At 37.0% G+C, this 15,936-nt stretch carries 14 protein-coding genes; 7 read left to right on the forward strand and 7 right to left on the reverse strand.

The window, feature by feature from the left end:
- The 3 genes from GSQ84_RS19405 to GSQ84_RS19415 all read left to right on the forward strand — a co-directional run.
- Positions 1-990: hypothetical protein (locus GSQ84_RS19405; protein WP_216848990.1), on the forward strand; the 990-nt coding region annotated here is incomplete at its 5' end.
- 72 nt (positions 991-1,062) lie between these two features.
- Entirely contained in the window at positions 1,063-1,302 is a 240-nt protein-coding gene (locus GSQ84_RS19410) for a hypothetical protein (RefSeq protein ID WP_158798989.1), read from the forward strand.
- 856 nt (positions 1,303-2,158) lie between these two features.
- The gene (locus GSQ84_RS19415; RefSeq protein ID WP_158798991.1) at positions 2,159-2,704 is read left to right on the forward strand and encodes an RNA polymerase sigma factor; all 546 of its coding nucleotides are present in this window, start codon (positions 2,159-2,161) and stop codon (positions 2,702-2,704) included.
- Between the two features lie 336 nt (positions 2,705-3,040).
- On the opposite strand, the gene GSQ84_RS19420 is transcribed toward GSQ84_RS19415, so the two are convergent.
- The gene (locus GSQ84_RS19420) at positions 3,041-3,853 is read right to left on the reverse strand and encodes a hypothetical protein (protein WP_158798993.1); all 813 of its coding nucleotides are present in this window, start codon (positions 3,851-3,853) and stop codon (positions 3,041-3,043) included.
- A 265-nt stretch (positions 3,854-4,118) separates the two neighbouring features.
- Here GSQ84_RS19420 and GSQ84_RS19425 point away from each other — a divergent pair, with 265 nt between their 5' ends.
- Entirely contained in the window at positions 4,119-5,486 is a 1,368-nt protein-coding gene (locus tag GSQ84_RS19425; protein ID WP_158798995.1) for a hypothetical protein, read from the forward strand.
- A 213-nt stretch (positions 5,487-5,699) separates the two neighbouring features.
- Here GSQ84_RS19425 and GSQ84_RS19430 read toward each other — a convergent pair whose 3' ends face one another.
- Together GSQ84_RS19430 and GSQ84_RS19435 are read right to left on the reverse strand one after the other, a co-directional pair.
- Positions 5,700-6,275: a DUF4142 domain-containing protein gene (locus GSQ84_RS19430; RefSeq protein WP_158798996.1), complete on the reverse strand. Its 576-nt coding sequence runs from the start codon at positions 6,273-6,275 to the stop codon at positions 5,700-5,702.
- 137 nt (positions 6,276-6,412) lie between these two features.
- A complete protein-coding gene (locus tag GSQ84_RS19435) occupies positions 6,413-6,703 on the reverse strand; it encodes a hypothetical protein (protein ID WP_216848991.1) in 291 nt (96 codons plus the stop codon).
- A gap of 1,737 nt (positions 6,704-8,440) precedes the next feature.
- Between GSQ84_RS19435 and GSQ84_RS19440 the strand changes: the two genes are divergently transcribed.
- Together GSQ84_RS19440 and GSQ84_RS19445 are read left to right on the forward strand one after the other, a co-directional pair.
- Positions 8,441-9,199, forward strand: coding sequence for an SDR family NAD(P)-dependent oxidoreductase (locus tag GSQ84_RS19440; RefSeq protein WP_158798998.1), 759 nt, complete (start codon positions 8,441-8,443; stop codon positions 9,197-9,199).
- A gap of 129 nt (positions 9,200-9,328) precedes the next feature.
- Entirely contained in the window at positions 9,329-10,282 is a 954-nt protein-coding gene (locus GSQ84_RS19445) for an L-histidine N(alpha)-methyltransferase (protein ID WP_158799000.1), read from the forward strand.
- A 104-nt stretch (positions 10,283-10,386) separates the two neighbouring features.
- Here the strand turns inward: GSQ84_RS19445 and GSQ84_RS19450 are convergent, their stop codons facing one another.
- The 4 genes from GSQ84_RS19450 to GSQ84_RS19470 form a co-directional block, all read right to left on the reverse strand.
- Positions 10,387-10,965 carry a Crp/Fnr family transcriptional regulator gene (locus tag GSQ84_RS19450; protein ID WP_158799002.1) on the reverse strand — a complete coding sequence of 193 codons (579 nt, stop codon included), beginning with the start codon at positions 10,963-10,965 and terminating at the stop codon, positions 10,387-10,389.
- Between the two features lie 652 nt (positions 10,966-11,617).
- Positions 11,618-12,487, reverse strand: coding sequence for an SDR family oxidoreductase (locus GSQ84_RS19460; RefSeq protein ID WP_158799004.1), 870 nt, complete (start codon positions 12,485-12,487; stop codon positions 11,618-11,620).
- 609 nt (positions 12,488-13,096) lie between these two features.
- The gene (locus GSQ84_RS19465; RefSeq protein ID WP_158799006.1) at positions 13,097-13,867 is read right to left on the reverse strand and encodes an SDR family NAD(P)-dependent oxidoreductase; all 771 of its coding nucleotides are present in this window, start codon (positions 13,865-13,867) and stop codon (positions 13,097-13,099) included.
- Between the two features lie 92 nt (positions 13,868-13,959).
- The gene (locus GSQ84_RS19470; RefSeq protein ID WP_158799008.1) at positions 13,960-14,844 is read right to left on the reverse strand and encodes an AraC family transcriptional regulator; all 885 of its coding nucleotides are present in this window, start codon (positions 14,842-14,844) and stop codon (positions 13,960-13,962) included.
- Positions 14,845-15,208: 364 nt separating this feature from the next.
- Between GSQ84_RS19470 and GSQ84_RS19475 the strand changes: the two genes are divergently transcribed.
- Positions 15,209-15,703: a hypothetical protein gene (locus GSQ84_RS19475; protein WP_158799010.1), complete on the forward strand. Its 495-nt coding sequence runs from the start codon at positions 15,209-15,211 to the stop codon at positions 15,701-15,703.
- Positions 15,704-15,936: the final 233 nt, after the last annotated feature.

A 15,936-nucleotide genomic window follows, 5' to 3' on the forward strand; every position in this document is an offset into this window, starting at 1 on the left:
GGCAATCAGGTTGTCGTTACATCGCCTGTTAAAAAGAACGTAGTATTCGAAGTTGTTTTAGAAGAGGGAATGACCAGCAGGCCTTTTCTAATCGTATACGACGGGCAAGGGATAGATCCTCGTGGTTTGTCCACTGCGAGAAAAACAACGATACAGCCTAAATCTAATACTTGCAGCTCATACATCTTCGAATTGAAAGATCAATCCAAACCTTTATATTTTTCCTTATTGCTTACTGGTTATCTAATGGATGTAACCATAGCCAGGGAATTTCACTTTGAACCAGGAGACAATATTAAAATAACAGTACATAAAACTGATGTCCCAAATATTTATGATCTTGACTTTTCTGGCCGTGCTTCTGGAAAATACAGATGCCAGAATGAATTTCTATATGCGGTAGAAACGGATACGGTAAAGGTATCGCCAGAGTTCACAAAAGACAATCAGTATCACAAGAACAACCAATCGTTCAGGTATACTTACCTGCTTTATGATCTCATAGAGAAGTACCAGCCAGAAATGTCTGATTATTCTTATCACTTATTACATGCTGATGTGCTAGGCAATATGGGAAGACATCTCTTAACCGATCTGCAGGTTAAGCTGCATAATCAGCTGTCAAAAAGAGACACAACGGGTTTCAAAGCTTTAGCGAAGAGTTTTTCTGATCAATACCAATTTGTTGATGTGCGCAATATCCCTGATAGTGTTTTATTAGATTCTAAGGAATATGCGCTGTTTATGATCGAAAGCATAAAAACGAAAGTGTTAATTGATTTTGAAACTGTTAATTATGCCATTGTATATGAAAGAATTAAAAAGTTAGGTAACCCAGTTTTAAGGGATAAAATGATCGCTACGCTGTTTAAATATTATATCAGGTTGGAAGATGATAATGGATCAATGATAATTGATGCGTTTGCTGTAGTGAAAGATAAGGAATGTCTGGATATCCTGAAAAAACTTATTGACTATCAACAAGTTTAAAAGCTACCTGAATGTAAATGGTTCGTTAATCAATATGCGAAAATGAATCAATAACTGTAAAATCAAATTATAATGAATAATCAAAGTCCTTCTGTCATTCCCAATCCCGAATTTAACCTATTGGTTACTTATAAAGATCCAGAGAAAGTGGCAACAATCGATAGCTATTACCAAAGCTTATTCTCTAGTTTAAGATTATCCGAAAGATTGACGGAAGAAGAAAAGGAGGGACAACGTGACTTTTTATCCAATGAATGGGAAGAGAGGCTCTTCCCGTTTTTGAGCTTTTGGAGTGTAAAAATATATGGATAGTAATCCTGATTATTAAGAGGAATGTTATATCTTCTTAAATCCGCCGGAAATTAAGTGATCGTAGCTCGATTTACAACCTTATATATCGCAGAGATCCGGATTGATCCTATTGAAGGGATCCTTTATGCATCATTATTTGAATCACAAAGGCGAAATTGTACCTTCAAAGATTAATGTTAAGGAAGCCAAATACAGCTATAAACTTCGGATTACAAGAGGGTTCCAAGGATACATTTTAACAATGAAAAACAATAAATCTCGATTGCGGATCGACGAGGCCCAATCGCAAAATAAAAATCAAACTAATACTTTTTTGCGCAGTCACTTAGACGAAAAGAATCAAATTATTCTTCAAATTAAAGGGCAGCATGAATAATTCCACACTCAGTAACAAAGATTAAAATCAACATTTAGTGTAAGAAGCTGATAATATTCTCTAATTGTTAGTAATAGTTTTGCCGTTGGCTGTTTAGACAGCTGCAGGTTAACTTGCATGATCGGCTTATAAAAACACAGATGGGCTTTTAAATGGACGCTTTGTTATTTCCTGATCACTTTATGTATTGGTTATTATAAGATAGTATTTAAATAGACAGGACGCAGATTTTTATGGTATGAAATGATTTTCAGTTATCCATTATACTTTCTTCTGTAATTCATTTTTGATGTAACATCTTTATGTGTCGTATCGTATAAATTACAAAAAGAACATTTTGGTATTCCTGATGGTTGTAGTAACACAGGCCACCAGAAATCATGGATGCTGGCCTGAGTTTTGTTTAATCATACTTATACCATCGACGTGAACCATAATGCCCTCCGCACACTTGCGCTAAAAGATCCCAGTCAAAATGAAATGCTATTATTAGAAGGCCTCAGGGCAAATGATGAACTTTCTTTTCGCAGATTGTACAAGGATTATTCGCCTGCGTTATTGGGAATTATATTTAGAATAGTGAAGCAGGAAGAAGAAGCCGAAGATGTGCTTCAGGAAACTTTCATTAATATATCACGCAATATTCTTCTTTATGACAGCGATAAGTCAGGGCTCTTTACCTGGATGGCCAAAGTTGCGACGAATAAGGCATTAGATTATATCAGAAGTGCCCCGGTAAGACGTGAAGGAAACAGGGTAGATATAATTGATTTAGAACAAGATTATGTGGATGAATTTCATATTAACTGTCTGAATATAGAAACAATTGGCATTAAAGAATTAACATCTATCCTTAAGCCTATTGAATGGCAAGTGATTGATTTGATGTATTTTCAAGGTTATACACAAACAGAAGTTGCAGAAGAGTTAAACATCCCTCTGGGTACAGTTAAAACTAGAGCCAGAATGGCCATAATTGAATTGCGTAAGCAATTTATTAGACACGAGCTGATGATCAGGGCGTAAATCCCATCTTATCTATTTTCATTGAAAATGAAGAAAATTACCAATCCTTCTCAACGATTAGAGTAATATTATTGCTTATTTTTATTAAAAATATTGGAATGAAAAGACTCATCAAGTACAATAGTTTTTCCGTTTTTGGCTTACTGGCAATCATTTTTTAACCATAGTAAGGTTTATCATATCGATCAGTAAATGTAAATAATTCACCAGGATCGAAAACTCAAATCGGCTGATAATGAGTGATATGAGTTTTTTATAATTGAGGAAAATACAGCTGCCTCTGATCATTCACAGCGGAATTTACGGCATGTAGTGAAACTGGGCAGTAAGACGAGCTTAGCTGAAGTAATTTAAATTATTTTGAAATGCCCTTTTGGCATACCTTAAAACATCATGAACGGATATTTTTGACTTAACAGGATGATATAAGTGATTTTTTTTGCTACCTGTTACAAAATAAACCGGCTTCCAGCGCATGCTCCTTAAAGTGCAAAAAGAGAACCTGGGAATTGAGGGGTTTCCTTCCGTTCCGAAATCGGCTATCTGATAACCGGCATCTTTAAGAAGGGTAGGGATGAATACCTCATGATGGCCTTTCCAGCCTTGCGTTCTCATACACTGGTCGAGATAAGAAAGTGCATCATTTGACAAACGGTATATAGGGTTAAAAGACAACATCATTTGATCCTTTAAGATGGTCTTACCCGGAGTTTCTAATGTTTGCCACCAATGCCATACAGGGTGTTCCGTGTAAGTTCTAAGATGACTGCTAATAAAATCATAGTTTTGTGCACTGGAAAATGAACCAAAGAAGTCTTTCCAGTTTCCATTAAAATTCACATCATCTTCTATACACCAGTAGTAAGCGTAATCTGGATTTCTAAGGTAAAATTGTAACAAAGGAAAATGATTACTTCCGGGTACAATAGCATTGCCAATTGGAACGTAACCAACCTGATGTAAAATTTCATCAGTAAAAACCTCCACATCCAATTCTTTTAGCTTTGCCGGTAATATGAGGTCTTTTTTATGAAAAAGGATTTTAACATCACAATAACCACTGGTTGCTTCGACAATAGCCTCATACTTTTTCCTGAGATCTTTCGAAAAAGAGGATGCCAATATTAAGATAACTTGTTTGTCATTCATAGCGGTATATATTCGGTTTAGCCTGGTAGTCTGCATTTTAAATGTGTTGCAATAGGCCTTTTGATGCAGCAACAAATTTATTTAACTATAGTTTTAACTAAAATACATCTTTCCTGTTAAACTTCAAAAAGTTAGAATATCTCCTTCCTTTATCTCCAAATGATTACAATAGATACTACAAGATGAATAGGAATTGAAGTCACTATATTAGTGAGCTGAATTTGTCAATTGATAACGCTATACACAAATCAATTATACCTGAAAAATGAAACTGCTCACCCCAAGAATTGCTTTAATGATCTCCTTGTTTTGCATCAGTTACCATGAAGTCTCTGCTTCTATAACTTACCCTGCAATAAAAGAATCCCCGAAAAAAGACGGGGTATCTGACAATACCGCAAAAGAAGACGTAAAAAAAATGCTGCAGTCGCCCTATTTTGAGCGTCTCTATTCAAAAACTTATTATAGTTTGCTGGATAGAATGCAAAAAGATGGGTTTCTTCCCGAGTCACTTACCGGTTCTTACCAGGGGATGTTTCCCAGAACTACCGGCGCATTGGTTTCCCTGTTTTTGGAAACAGGTCGTTACAAAGAAGCACAGTTAAACATCCAGTGTGTGCTCAATGCTATCAAAGACAACGGGATGGAGCGTATTCCCAGGGTAATTGGAAAGGAAAAAAACAAATATATCATTGTAGACGATCAGCATCAGATAGACGGACAAGCACATGTGATCCTTGCCTGGGCACGGCTGGCTTTAAAGATAGGGCCTTCAAAATTTGAAGATGATACCTGGCCACAGGTAAGTGCGATCATGGCACGTACCTGCGACAGAACCTTTTTTCAATACGGTACCTGGTCTATAGAACCAGGTTTAGTAAGGAACATAGCCTTTGAACATTCTAAAGAAAGCAGGATGTGGGATACCTGGGACCTCCTTACACAAAGTTTTGTAGGGGCAGCAATGAAAGATATGGCAAGGATAGCCCTGAGGCACCACTCAATAGCTTTGGCTAACGACTGGAATAAAAAACTGGGTATATTATCTGAGGGCATAAATAAACATTTGGTTACCACCCGGTATGGCGTACCAACTTATCTGGAAATGTTTCTTCCCAATTCTAATGGCGGCGTACCCTATTATGGCATGGGCTGGGTTATGCTATCACCTGTTGCTGCAGGATGGGAAGGTGCAGATCATCAGGTCATGAAAAACACTGTCCAGGTGATGGAAAAAACCTTTTTAAAACATAGTAACAATGTAGTTTGGATGCCTACCGATGGCTACCCTGACAGCACTTTTTCTAATGAAATTATTGGAAAAGGCATGGCATGGGAAATTGATTTTGCCAGATCGGAAAGTAATTACAGCAGGATAGAAGAAATTCTGCAGCTGATAAAAGTTGTCAATGCGGCTAAGCCGATTTATATGGAAGGCGGATGGCTGGAAGGTGATGGTTTTACCCTGGCTAACAGGCTCCATGAGAATGACATTGCCAAAATGACCAGGGCTGTGTGGAAAACAAAAGATGCCGGTAACGGGGAGCAGTCTGCATGGTGGTGCTGGTCTGTAGCCAGACTAAGAAAAACTCTGGGGCTCACTCCAGAACCCTCAAGAATAAATGAAAGATAATACTTAGTTTTTGTATAAATGTTTGAGATTTTAGTGCGGTCAAACAAGACAAACTTACCGTGTTACATAAAAGGTAATTATGACCAATGTAGAAATTTTAAAAAGGGGCAAAGTTAAGATCGAGCATAACGGGAATAGAAGAGCCTTCGATGTGTGTACACACATCGAAGGCTCGGGTTTTCAAAACCGTTTTAGCTATTTGATCAAACTATGTTACGCACCAAGTTCTTTTAGAATACGAGATGTAATTGCAACATGTTCTTTGAAAACCGCTAAGGATAAAGTAGCCAAATGACGACCCTGATTTTCGGCAGCGCCAGCCATTTTGCCTTTGTTAATATAGTTTTGAGCTAAATCGCGTAAAAATTCATGGTTTTCCAATTGAGCCTGAATATAAACTTTGTCAAATTCGGGACCTGCAGGTGTTGATTTGATTTTCGCTAGGGTAGCCTTCGCTTTGGTATCCATTGCAGGAACTGGTGTACCTAAATCTTTTAATACCCCTGTTACTGCAATAGCTTCTGCCAATTCAAATCCAGCAAATTCTTTAGTATTCTTGTTAGTTGCTTTAGTGGATGCTATTTGACTGGTAGCGAGGGAAAGTTCAGCCGGGCCAATCACGCCCATCCGAAATTCTTTTTCATTTGCTGCCATTGGGCTTCCGGCTACATAATTTGTAGCCGCCTCTGCGCTCAGGGTTTCAAGTAAGGTACCCCCTAACGTTAGGGCAGCACTAAGGGCTAATGATTTTTTCATAAAAGCCCTGCGTTGATTTGTTTCGTTTTCCATGGTTTGATAACTCAGGTTAAGTGATTATGTTTCTAATATTCGCACCAGTCTAAGGAGTAAACTCGTTTTAACTAATATTATACCTTTTGAATTATCCTCTTAAAAAAAAACAAAATAAATTATAAATTTAGTTCAAATCAAATTCTATACCTTGGAAGATTGATTTCCTGCGCTTGCGGATAGGGTGCCCGATTAGTCATGCTTACATCTTTACGAATATTCTGGTGCGTTTTATATTGCCTCTCGTCAGAGTTTGAAAACCGTGGATCTGGAATAAAAGGCATCTTTGCCATCTTAGTAATGGTAACGGTAGGGAAGTGATAATCAACCTCTACCTGGCCTAACAACAAATAACAGCCACCGCCCTGAAAGGTATAAAGTTCCAGGCTTTTCTTAAAATGTGCAGCTCCGTAATTGGAACTATTCATGCCAACTACAAAGCGATGAATTTTGGAAGTACTTGTTTCATAATTTCGTTTGTTGTGGTTCTAAAATGTAATAGTTTACTATAGGCGGCGTAAAAAAGCATTAATGGGATTTAAAGCAGCCATAAGGTTACATAGCTAACCCGACCAAAAGGCTCATCTCATTATTTATTGAACTCATACAAATTTATATTTGGTTTGAGATTCAATTTCTAAAATTGTATTTATTAATTAAAATTATTTACATCAATAAAGTTATTCCCGTGGTAAACTGCCAAATTATATCAGTTTATTTATAAAAATAAATATTATAATCTACTAGTAATTAATTATACATATTAAAATTAATTATTATATTATTATTTTTTGTAGATTTTACTATAAAATATTAAAATTGAAATTCATTATTTTTCTGAATGAATTTAATTTATGATAGTAACAAAAAATTATAATTATTATATTTTGTCAATTTAAATTGAGACGGTTTTGACTTCGGTTTGTTTTGGTAGGGTGTTGGTAGGGGGTTGGTAGGGTGTTGATAGGGGGTTGGTTCGGGTAATAGCCGAACCAACCCCGAAAATTAGCCGATCCAAGGCTTGTTTAAGGCAAACTTAATATTAAACTAGAATATAACCAAACAAGCTGTGTCTAATGCTGGTTAAAGAGAATGTTATGTATAGGACTTGTTGATATTCCTTCAATTAGAGTAGAGTTTGGCAGAGATTCAAGACGATGGAAATTTTATAATCCTTAATAACTGCGTTAATAGATTATGGAAAACTTGAAATGGATTTTATAGATAATCTTATAGATGTTCTTTTGCATTATAGCTTGCAATTGGTTGACCTGATTAGGAAAAATAAACTTAAAAATCAGTTTTCATAATATCTATATCTTAGAAGTATGGATTAATGATAATGCTATTTACATACACCGCAGGTTCCGCCATCTTTCTTACAATGCTTGCAATATTTACAGTTCTTGCAGGCTCTGCAGGTTTTGCTGCCGGTGCAGGTAGCCATTGTTTTAGAAGGTATGTGGTTCCCCATAGTAGTCAGTATGATAGCTGTTAGTATGATTAGATATCTCATAGCTGATATTTTTTGATAATGTAATATAGGATTAATTATTCTTTAAACAAAAAGGATAAAACCGCTACACATTCATCTTATGAAGATGCAGCGGTTTTATCAGTTTATGGATGACTGATAAAGTGTTTACGATTACGAATTTATATGGCCAAATTTGATATTCTCTGAAGATACGCTAAAAATATATGCGGTTCGACTCCGGCACCGTGTACAAACTCTCTCTAAAGCACTTTGAGAGGCGGTTTTTGGTTTTTACCGATTTTGTAATGTGCTAATTTGCCTTGTAAACGCCATTTGGTTCGATCTTCGGCGGTGGAGACCCAGCCGTATTAAGATCGAACCATTGGATTTCAAGCGTATGTATTCTATTATGCCATTGATGTATATGTGCTGATATGAAACAATATTTTACCGAAAAAACAATCCTTTTTTCTGCATAATACTTAGAAGGATCTCAGAAAATGCTCTTTAGAAAAAGACCGTTTCTTGAATTTCTCTAAATTAATTCTTTTGACCTGTTGACAAATGTCACATGTATTTTATGCCAAATGACCTCTTCATTTTTATACAATCGATCTACTTTTGGGCTCAAGAAAAGGCGGGATATAATCATTTATCCGCCGCGAACAAAAAACTAAATTTATAAAAAATGAGACTTAAAAACAAAGTAGCAGTTATAACAGGGGGAAATAGCGGAATAGGATTCGGTATAGCAAAAGAATTTGTAGCAGAAGGTGCAATAGGCACAATTGTGGGCAGAAATGAAGACACCCTGAAAAGCTCCTTAGCCGCACTTGACAATAAATTTATTGGAATCAAATGCGATGTGACGCAGTTGGACGAATTGACTGCCATGTTTGCAGAGACAGAACAAAAATTCGGTAAAATTGATGTCTTAATCGTAAATGCAGGTGGCGCTATTGGTGCAGGTACTGCCGGAAATATGGCGGATGTGACAGAGGAGGATTTTGATAAAATAATAAATCTAAATCTTAAAAGTGTTTTTTTTACTGTACAGAAAGCCCTTCCACACTTAAAAGATGGGGCATCGGTAGTAATGGTTGGCTCTCTTACAGCGCACAAACCTTTAGACGGACTGACGACATACGGAGGTGCTAAAGCAGCAATAGTGAACTATGCCCGTTCATTTTCGAAAGACCTAGCCCATAGAAAAATTCGGATCAATGTATTAAGCCCAGGAACTATAGATACGCCGGTCTTTGAAAAGCTCGGCATTGCCGAAGATCTTGCTATGGAGCTGAAACAACACGTTGGTAGCGCCAATCTCATGCAGCGTATAGGACTTCCTTCAGAAATGGGTAAAGTGGCGGTATTTCTGGGTTCTGACGATTCTTCTTTCGTTATCGGTCAGGAAATCGTTGCTGATGGTGGGGTGTACCATTTTTAAATAGTTGGTACTAAGGGTAAGTACCTTGTATTTGGCTTACCCTTTTTATAAAATTACATTAAATTTTATCACAACCATTTATACATTTTTTCCTCTTTGAAAAATGCAGATAATGAGCAAATTGCAAATATGACGAACACTACAAATAATACTTTCGCAATGGATGTGATAAAGGGGCTTCAGGAAATTCCAAAGCGCTTGTATCCGAAATATTTCTATGATTCAGAAGGTGATAAATTGTTCCAGGAAATAATGGACAGTCCGGAATATTACGTTACTGACAGTGAAATGGAAATTTTTACAGAACAGGCAGCAGAATTATCCCGGCAAATCACCCGCGCAGACCAGTCTTTTGATTTAATAGAGTTGGGTCCGGGTGACTGTAGCAAGACTATCTTTTTGTTAAGGCAACTTAATAAAGACCTGATCTCATTCAATTACCTTCCAATCGATATTTCGCCGGATATCATAGATCAATTGGAGATCACACTACCACACGAGATTCCCGGCAAGATGATCAAGGGTTATCGCGGAGAATACATAGAAATGCTAGAGAAAGCAATCAAAGAATCTTCCAGAAGAAAAGTCATTCTCTGTTTAGGAGCGAATATTGGTAATATGACAAAGGATGAAGCCATGATATTTCTTAAGGAAATTCACGACCTTATGGGTTCAGGTGACATACTTATTACTGGTTTCGATCTGATCAAACATCCGAAGACCATCAGAAACGCTTATGATGATGCGGCCGGAGCTACATCTCGTTTTAATCTTAATCTGCTCCACCGGATTAACCGGGAATTGGAAGCAAATTTTGAGGTCAGCTCATTTGAACACTATTGTAGTTATGAGCCAGAGACGGGTAGTTGTAAAAGCTTTTTGATTAGCCTTAAAGCGGCAAATGTGAAGATTGGGAAGGAACAAGTAACTTTTACAGAAAACGAATTTATCTGGACAGAAATCTCTCAAAAGTACACACTCAGACAAATTGAAGAACTAGCATATGCTTGTGGTTTTATCCCATCTGGCCACCTGACAGACAGCCGAAAATGGTTTGCTGATACGATCTGGATTAAGATTTAACCAAGAAGATCTAATCTCTATAAAGATCCATGAAAGGTATAGATAGTTTAGGCCTTTACAAAGAATACCATTGACATAGGTAAAGCCACGGGAAGATCTTCGTATTATTTTTGAACAAATTGGCTTCTGATTCGGCTAAGTGTTTCCCTTGAGAAACCCAGATAGGAGGCGATCATACGGAGTGGAATCCGGTAAAAAATGTCCGGGTATGTTTTAATGAAGTTCTTGTATTTTTCTTCAGCTGAAAAACTGATATTGCTAAGTATTCGGCGCTGGCTGGCTTCGAGACTCCGTGCTTTAATTCTTTCAACCATTTCACATACTTTCGGGATAGTCATCTGAAGATTGACATAATCTGCTTGACTGATCAGGATCACTTCTGAATCTTCGAGCGCATCTATGTTATTCTTAGATGGTATACCATTATTTAGGCTTTCCTGATCGCTCATCCACCAGTTTTCTACCGCAAACCTAAGTATATGTTCAGTTCCATCCTCACCTACAAAATACAAACGCAGGCACCCTTTTACAACGAAGCAGTTGTTCACGCAAACATTCCCTTCCTGAAGCAGATAATGCTTTTTTCGAATTTTTTTTTCAACGCTGACTGCCCTCACCGCGGCAATTTCTTGCTCGTTCAGTCCGGCTTTTTCAATCAGATATTGTTCAAATTTTTCAAACATTGTTTTTTGTGTCTTAAACAAAATTATTTAAAATAGTCGTTTATCAGCTACAAATAAAAAAGATGCTATTCTTGTGACGGAAGGCGGGCAACACTTTCCATGGTCGTGTTGACACTTATCCGGCCATTAATCGGTGATTTTTTCAGGATCGATATGCGCCGGAAGGGGAGTTGTATAATAATGCCGTCTATTTCCGGGTCATTATTCAACTCATTTATTTTTTTAATACTTCAGCCTCACTAATATCAATCTCAAAGCGTACAAGCGTCGATTTGAAACCAACAGCTTCACAGTTTTTATTTTACTGGCTACATAGATTTCGCTAACGCCGTTGCTACCCAATATAGCAGCTAGATGTGGCCTTCTTTCTGTTCTGGCTTAAAAAGATGCTGCTTTAATGGCGGTATTACTTTTTAATTTTTCTTAGACAAATTTTCCGTCTATTAATTGCATTTTAGCTCCTTTAAAGGGCTTAGTGAACCAAGACCCAGCGTTTTCCTGGAGACTTAACCCAAAGAAATATTGTATAGTAATTCGACAGCAGGGTAAGGCTTATTAGGCCTTATCCTGCTGTTGAATTACCAGGTAAGTGTAAGACTGACTACATCTTACCTTTGGCCGGGTATCGGCTAATTAATTTTGAAAAAGACTGTTACTTTGCAAATTCACTCCAACCGATTCCGTTAAACATTTCTTGTTTATACACAGGTTTCAAATCTAAATATTTTTGTTCAGCACCAAGTCCCATACGGTTTACAACAACACTGTTAGGACGGTTTCCTGGTTTAAGGTTAATGATTTCAAGAACAGCATCAGCAATTTCTTGTGGATCAGCCTTTGTACGTTCGATACTGGCAACCATTTCACCACCGAATCTATCAGATGCTGCAGCAGCTTCCGGGCCGTATGATTCCATAATATCAGTTTTGTCCGCGCTGAATCCAGCTGCCTTACTATCTATTCCTGTTGGGAAAGGTCCTGCCGGGATGGTAACAATCTCAATACCATATGGTCTAACTTCTGTTCTTAAGCCTTCTGCCAAACCTTCTGCTGCGAATTTTGACATTGCATATGGTGTAACAAATGGTGCTGCGAAAACGCCCAGTCCGCTAGTGATGTTAATTATTAAGCCTGATTTGTTTTGGCGCATAGACGGCAGAATGGCTTGCGTTGTGCGTACGGTGCCCCAAAGGTTGATATCGAAAATAGCTTGCATTTTAGCGATTGAAGTTGCTTCGAAAAGGCCAAAGCCTACAACCCCTGCATTATTTACAAGAATATCGATGTGACCGTATTTTTTAAGAACTGATTTGAATCCATCATTTACTGATTCTTCATTCGCGATGTCCAGTTCGACCACCTCCACATTATCAATTGCAGCCAGTTCTTTTGCAACTTCTGCATTTTTTGTAGTTGCGTTACGCATAGTAGCGATAACGCTATGACCTTTAACCGCCAGTGTTTTTACTATTAATTTTCCAAAGCCTGAGCTTGTTCCTGTTACTAAAATTGTTTGAGACATTATATTTGTATTGCTTTCTCAGTTTATTCTGGGACAGGACAAAGGTGAAAACAATCCCGGTCTGGAAGCGACGGCATATGACGCAAAACATGCGTGATAAATATCACATCTATGGAATTAGAAAATACAGTAGCCGTAATAAAACCTGAGTTAACAGCAGTTCGGATTTGGTATTGATGATCCATTGTTTTATCTAATTCTATGATTTGTTTTCTTCGTTATTTTTTAAACTCATTCATTAATCAAATTGATTTTGCTTTTTTGATGATTAGTACTTGAGAATCGAAATAACTACAAGTAAGTGCTTCACTTTAATTTGATTTCACTAGAAATGTCCAGATTTTGTTTTTGAGATTAGTTTAGATTCTAAGCCTTGCTCACAGTAATGTTTTACATTATTAGATGTATTTTACATGTCCCTTACTTGTATGACCTATTTTAGTCAGGTTTTCATAAATCAGAAGAAATCCAACTTTATAAAGTTAACTTACTGCATCAAAGTTGCTTCTATTTATATTTTTGAAATACAGCTTATTATTATCAAATCATCTATAAAAAGGTTCGATCTTAATGCGGCTGGGGTAACGTATTCATCTGAAAATTTGAATATTAATTGCGGCCGGCCATTACACCACCATCAATATCCCAGATCGCTCCGGTAACCCAGGATGCTTCTTCAGAAAGAAGAAAACAAACGGTTTTGGCAATATCTTCCGGTCTGCCTACACGGCCAATTGGGTGGAAGGCGTTAAAGCCTTGTAACGTTTCTTCAATTTTGTCCTTGTCAATAAAAGAGCCATAAATAGGGGTGACCACAACAGCAGGTGATACCGCGTTAACCCGAATTTGGTTGGCCGCCAGTTCCATGGCTAAATGTTGTGTTAAACTATGAATACCTGCCTTTGCCATAGAATAAGCTGTTGATGGCGTTGCCAATACAGCCTGCTGAGCCCACATAGAACCTATGTTTACAATTGAACCATAATTTTGAGTGATCATATTTTTTACTACCTGTTGCGTAACAAAATAAGTCGCTTTATTTAAATCAAGATAGCTGTCATAATCACTTGTAGTAAGTTCTATAAAGTTTTTAGGATTAAATACACCAGCGGCATTTACCAGCAAATCAGTTTTTCCCAATTCTTTAACAAATTCAATTGCTTTTTCTACTTCCGGCCACTTGGTTAGGTCGGCTTTAAATACTTTTACCTGTCCATAAGCTGATAGTTCCGTTTTAGCGTCATCTAATTTTGAGGCAGAAGAGCCAATGATAGCAACCCATTCAGCACCTTGTTGTAATATTCGTTTTGCACTCGCCTTGCCGATACCACTGCTACCACCTATTACGATAGCTGATTTATTTACAAATTGATTATCCATGTTTTTGTGTTATAAAATGTTAATTTGATTTACACAAAGGTGCTAAGCTTCTGGCAGGTGAATAAGATCAAAAGGGAAAAGAAATGGTAAATTCAGGAAATTGAACTGCGGAATTGTTTTGGCAACATTTCGGTTTGCTTTTTAAAGAACTTTACAAAATAGGACGGGTCATCAAACCCAAGCTGAAAACTAATTTCATTAATACTTGAATCGGAATGCCAAAGCAGGCGCTTCGCTTCGAGTGTTATCCGTTCACTAATTATTTTAAGCGGACTCTTGATAAAAGTGCTGTTGGTGTAATTAGTAAGTGTTTTAGCAGATACGTTCAAAAGATCGGCATATTGCTGCACTGTGTGGAGTTGTTTAAAATTAATCTCCAGAATTTGTTTGAATTTCAGGGCAACTACATGGTTTTGATTATTAGTAGCCGCGATATTTGATGGTTTGATGTTTTCCAAACGCTGAATGGAAATGAGAAAAAGTTTTAGCAGGTATTGTAAATATTCTTTATGTGCAAACTTGTCTACTGCTAATATTTCTCTTTCAAATTCACCGATCAGGTGATCAAGTTTACCAACCGAATCATCTGGGATAATAAAAAAGGGATCTTTATCCAAATTATTGAAAATATTGTATTTCAATAATATATCGGTGCTATTCTCGCTGTCTAATAAAAAATCCTGGTTAAAATGTACCAGCAGGCCTTCATACATTGAATAGCTGTCAAAGTAATGGATTTGGTTTTTGGAGATAAAAAACACACTATTGGGTTGAATATCATAGGCTTTAAAGTCAACAAAATGTTTTCCGTAGCCTTTCTTAAACCAAATGATCTGGTAGTAACTATGAACGTGTGGTTTAAGCGTGTGTTTGGTGTTCTTTAACAAATATGCATTCAACGAATGTACCTGAAACTGTAGTTTTTGCGGTTCGTCCTTGTGTAGGTGAAATTGTGCTATATCTGTTTTTTTTCTCAATGGCAAAGCTTATCTGTCAAATGGTTATGATTATAAAACTCAGATCAATCTGATTCCTTTTGGCGAATTTACTAAGTATTTCTCTTAACTGGCTAACTATTGTTTTCTCAATCTTTGAAAAGGATAATGCATGGATAAAAAAATCTCCCAACTGTATTGGCGATCATGCCTAATGCAAGCCACGAAACACTTAAATCCATGCCTTCACAGCTGATCAATAACACTTTTATGATATTGGATTGGTCAAGCCGGTAAGGAGGCAATCCAGTAGTTTCTTTAAAACAATCCAAAGTTACACTGAGAAATTTTAAGAAAATACAATTGTTATGATACCTTTACGTAATAAGAAAATAAAAATTAATTTATGAAAAAAAAGTATTCTTTATATTTTCCAATTGTTTTGATTTTGACACTGTTTTGTTCTTTTAAGGGTGATTTAACAGTTCCAAGGGAAAAGGGCGAAAAAATATTTTTAAAACATGCGGACGATGCGCTATCTGTTATTGCAAAAACCGCTGGTGAACTTAAAATTCAGGGCGTTGCAATGGTAATATTTATACCAGGAGACTCTGTTAGATCGTGGATCTCGAAAATGGAGGTAGTGGGTCATTTAAGGCGTGGTAATTATAATATGCTAGCCTATGCCGGTTCTAAGGTCGCCGAAATGGCTGATACCTACAAAGATAGCGGAAGCGGAATAAGGCCGCCGATCAAAGGAGAGTACGGATATCCTGGCGGAGTGATAATGAAAGTCTCATCGGGGTATCTCATGACTGTTTTCGCAGGGGGAGAAAGTTCGGATGACGACAAAGCAGCAGCAACTGCCGGACTCAACTTTTTATCTCAATTTTTTAAGTAACACTGATCTTATGCGAAAGATGCCGAAGGTTGCCTATCCCAATACTATATTATCTGTATTGGGATAGAAACCCTCAACTCATAAAATATTACCCGCTAATTCATTAACAGATGTTAGTAAATTACTACATCAGAGTTGTTTTTGTATATTAGTCTGAAATACAGCTTATTATTGTTAAATCATCTATAAAACGGTTCGATCTTAATGCGGATAGGTGTACGACTTAAAAACCT

This window comes from Pedobacter sp. L105 (genome assembly GCF_009765875.1).
Lineage (GTDB): Bacteria > Bacteroidota > Bacteroidia > Sphingobacteriales > Sphingobacteriaceae > Pedobacter.

Coding starts and splice junctions, on each gene's coding strand:
- GSQ84_RS19440 (WP_158798998.1), top strand. CDS start 8,441: ATGAGACTTAAAAACAAAGTAGCAGTTATAACAGGGGGAAATAGCGGA.
- GSQ84_RS19410 (WP_158798989.1), top strand. CDS start 1,063: ATGAATAATCAAAGTCCTTCTGTCATTCCCAATCCCGAATTTAACCTA.
- GSQ84_RS19435 (WP_216848991.1), bottom strand. CDS start 6,703: ATGAATAGTTCCAATTACGGAGCTGCACATTTTAAGAAAAGCCTGGAA.
- GSQ84_RS19475 (WP_158799010.1), top strand. CDS start 15,209: ATGAAAAAAAAGTATTCTTTATATTTTCCAATTGTTTTGATTTTGACA.
- GSQ84_RS19430 (WP_158798996.1), bottom strand. CDS start 6,275: ATGGAAAACGAAACAAATCAACGCAGGGCTTTTATGAAAAAATCATTA.
- GSQ84_RS19465 (WP_158799006.1), bottom strand. CDS start 13,867: ATGGATAATCAATTTGTAAATAAATCAGCTATCGTAATAGGTGGTAGC.
- GSQ84_RS19420 (WP_158798993.1), bottom strand. CDS start 3,853: ATGAATGACAAACAAGTTATCTTAATATTGGCATCCTCTTTTTCGAAA.
- GSQ84_RS19445 (WP_158799000.1), top strand. CDS start 9,329: ATGACGAACACTACAAATAATACTTTCGCAATGGATGTGATAAAGGGG.
- GSQ84_RS19460 (WP_158799004.1), bottom strand. CDS start 12,487: ATGTCTCAAACAATTTTAGTAACAGGAACAAGCTCAGGCTTTGGAAAA.
- GSQ84_RS19450 (WP_158799002.1), bottom strand. CDS start 10,965: ATGTTTGAAAAATTTGAACAATATCTGATTGAAAAAGCCGGACTGAAC.
- GSQ84_RS19425 (WP_158798995.1), top strand. CDS start 4,119: ATGAAACTGCTCACCCCAAGAATTGCTTTAATGATCTCCTTGTTTTGC.
- GSQ84_RS19415 (WP_158798991.1), top strand. CDS start 2,159: ATGCTATTATTAGAAGGCCTCAGGGCAAATGATGAACTTTCTTTTCGC.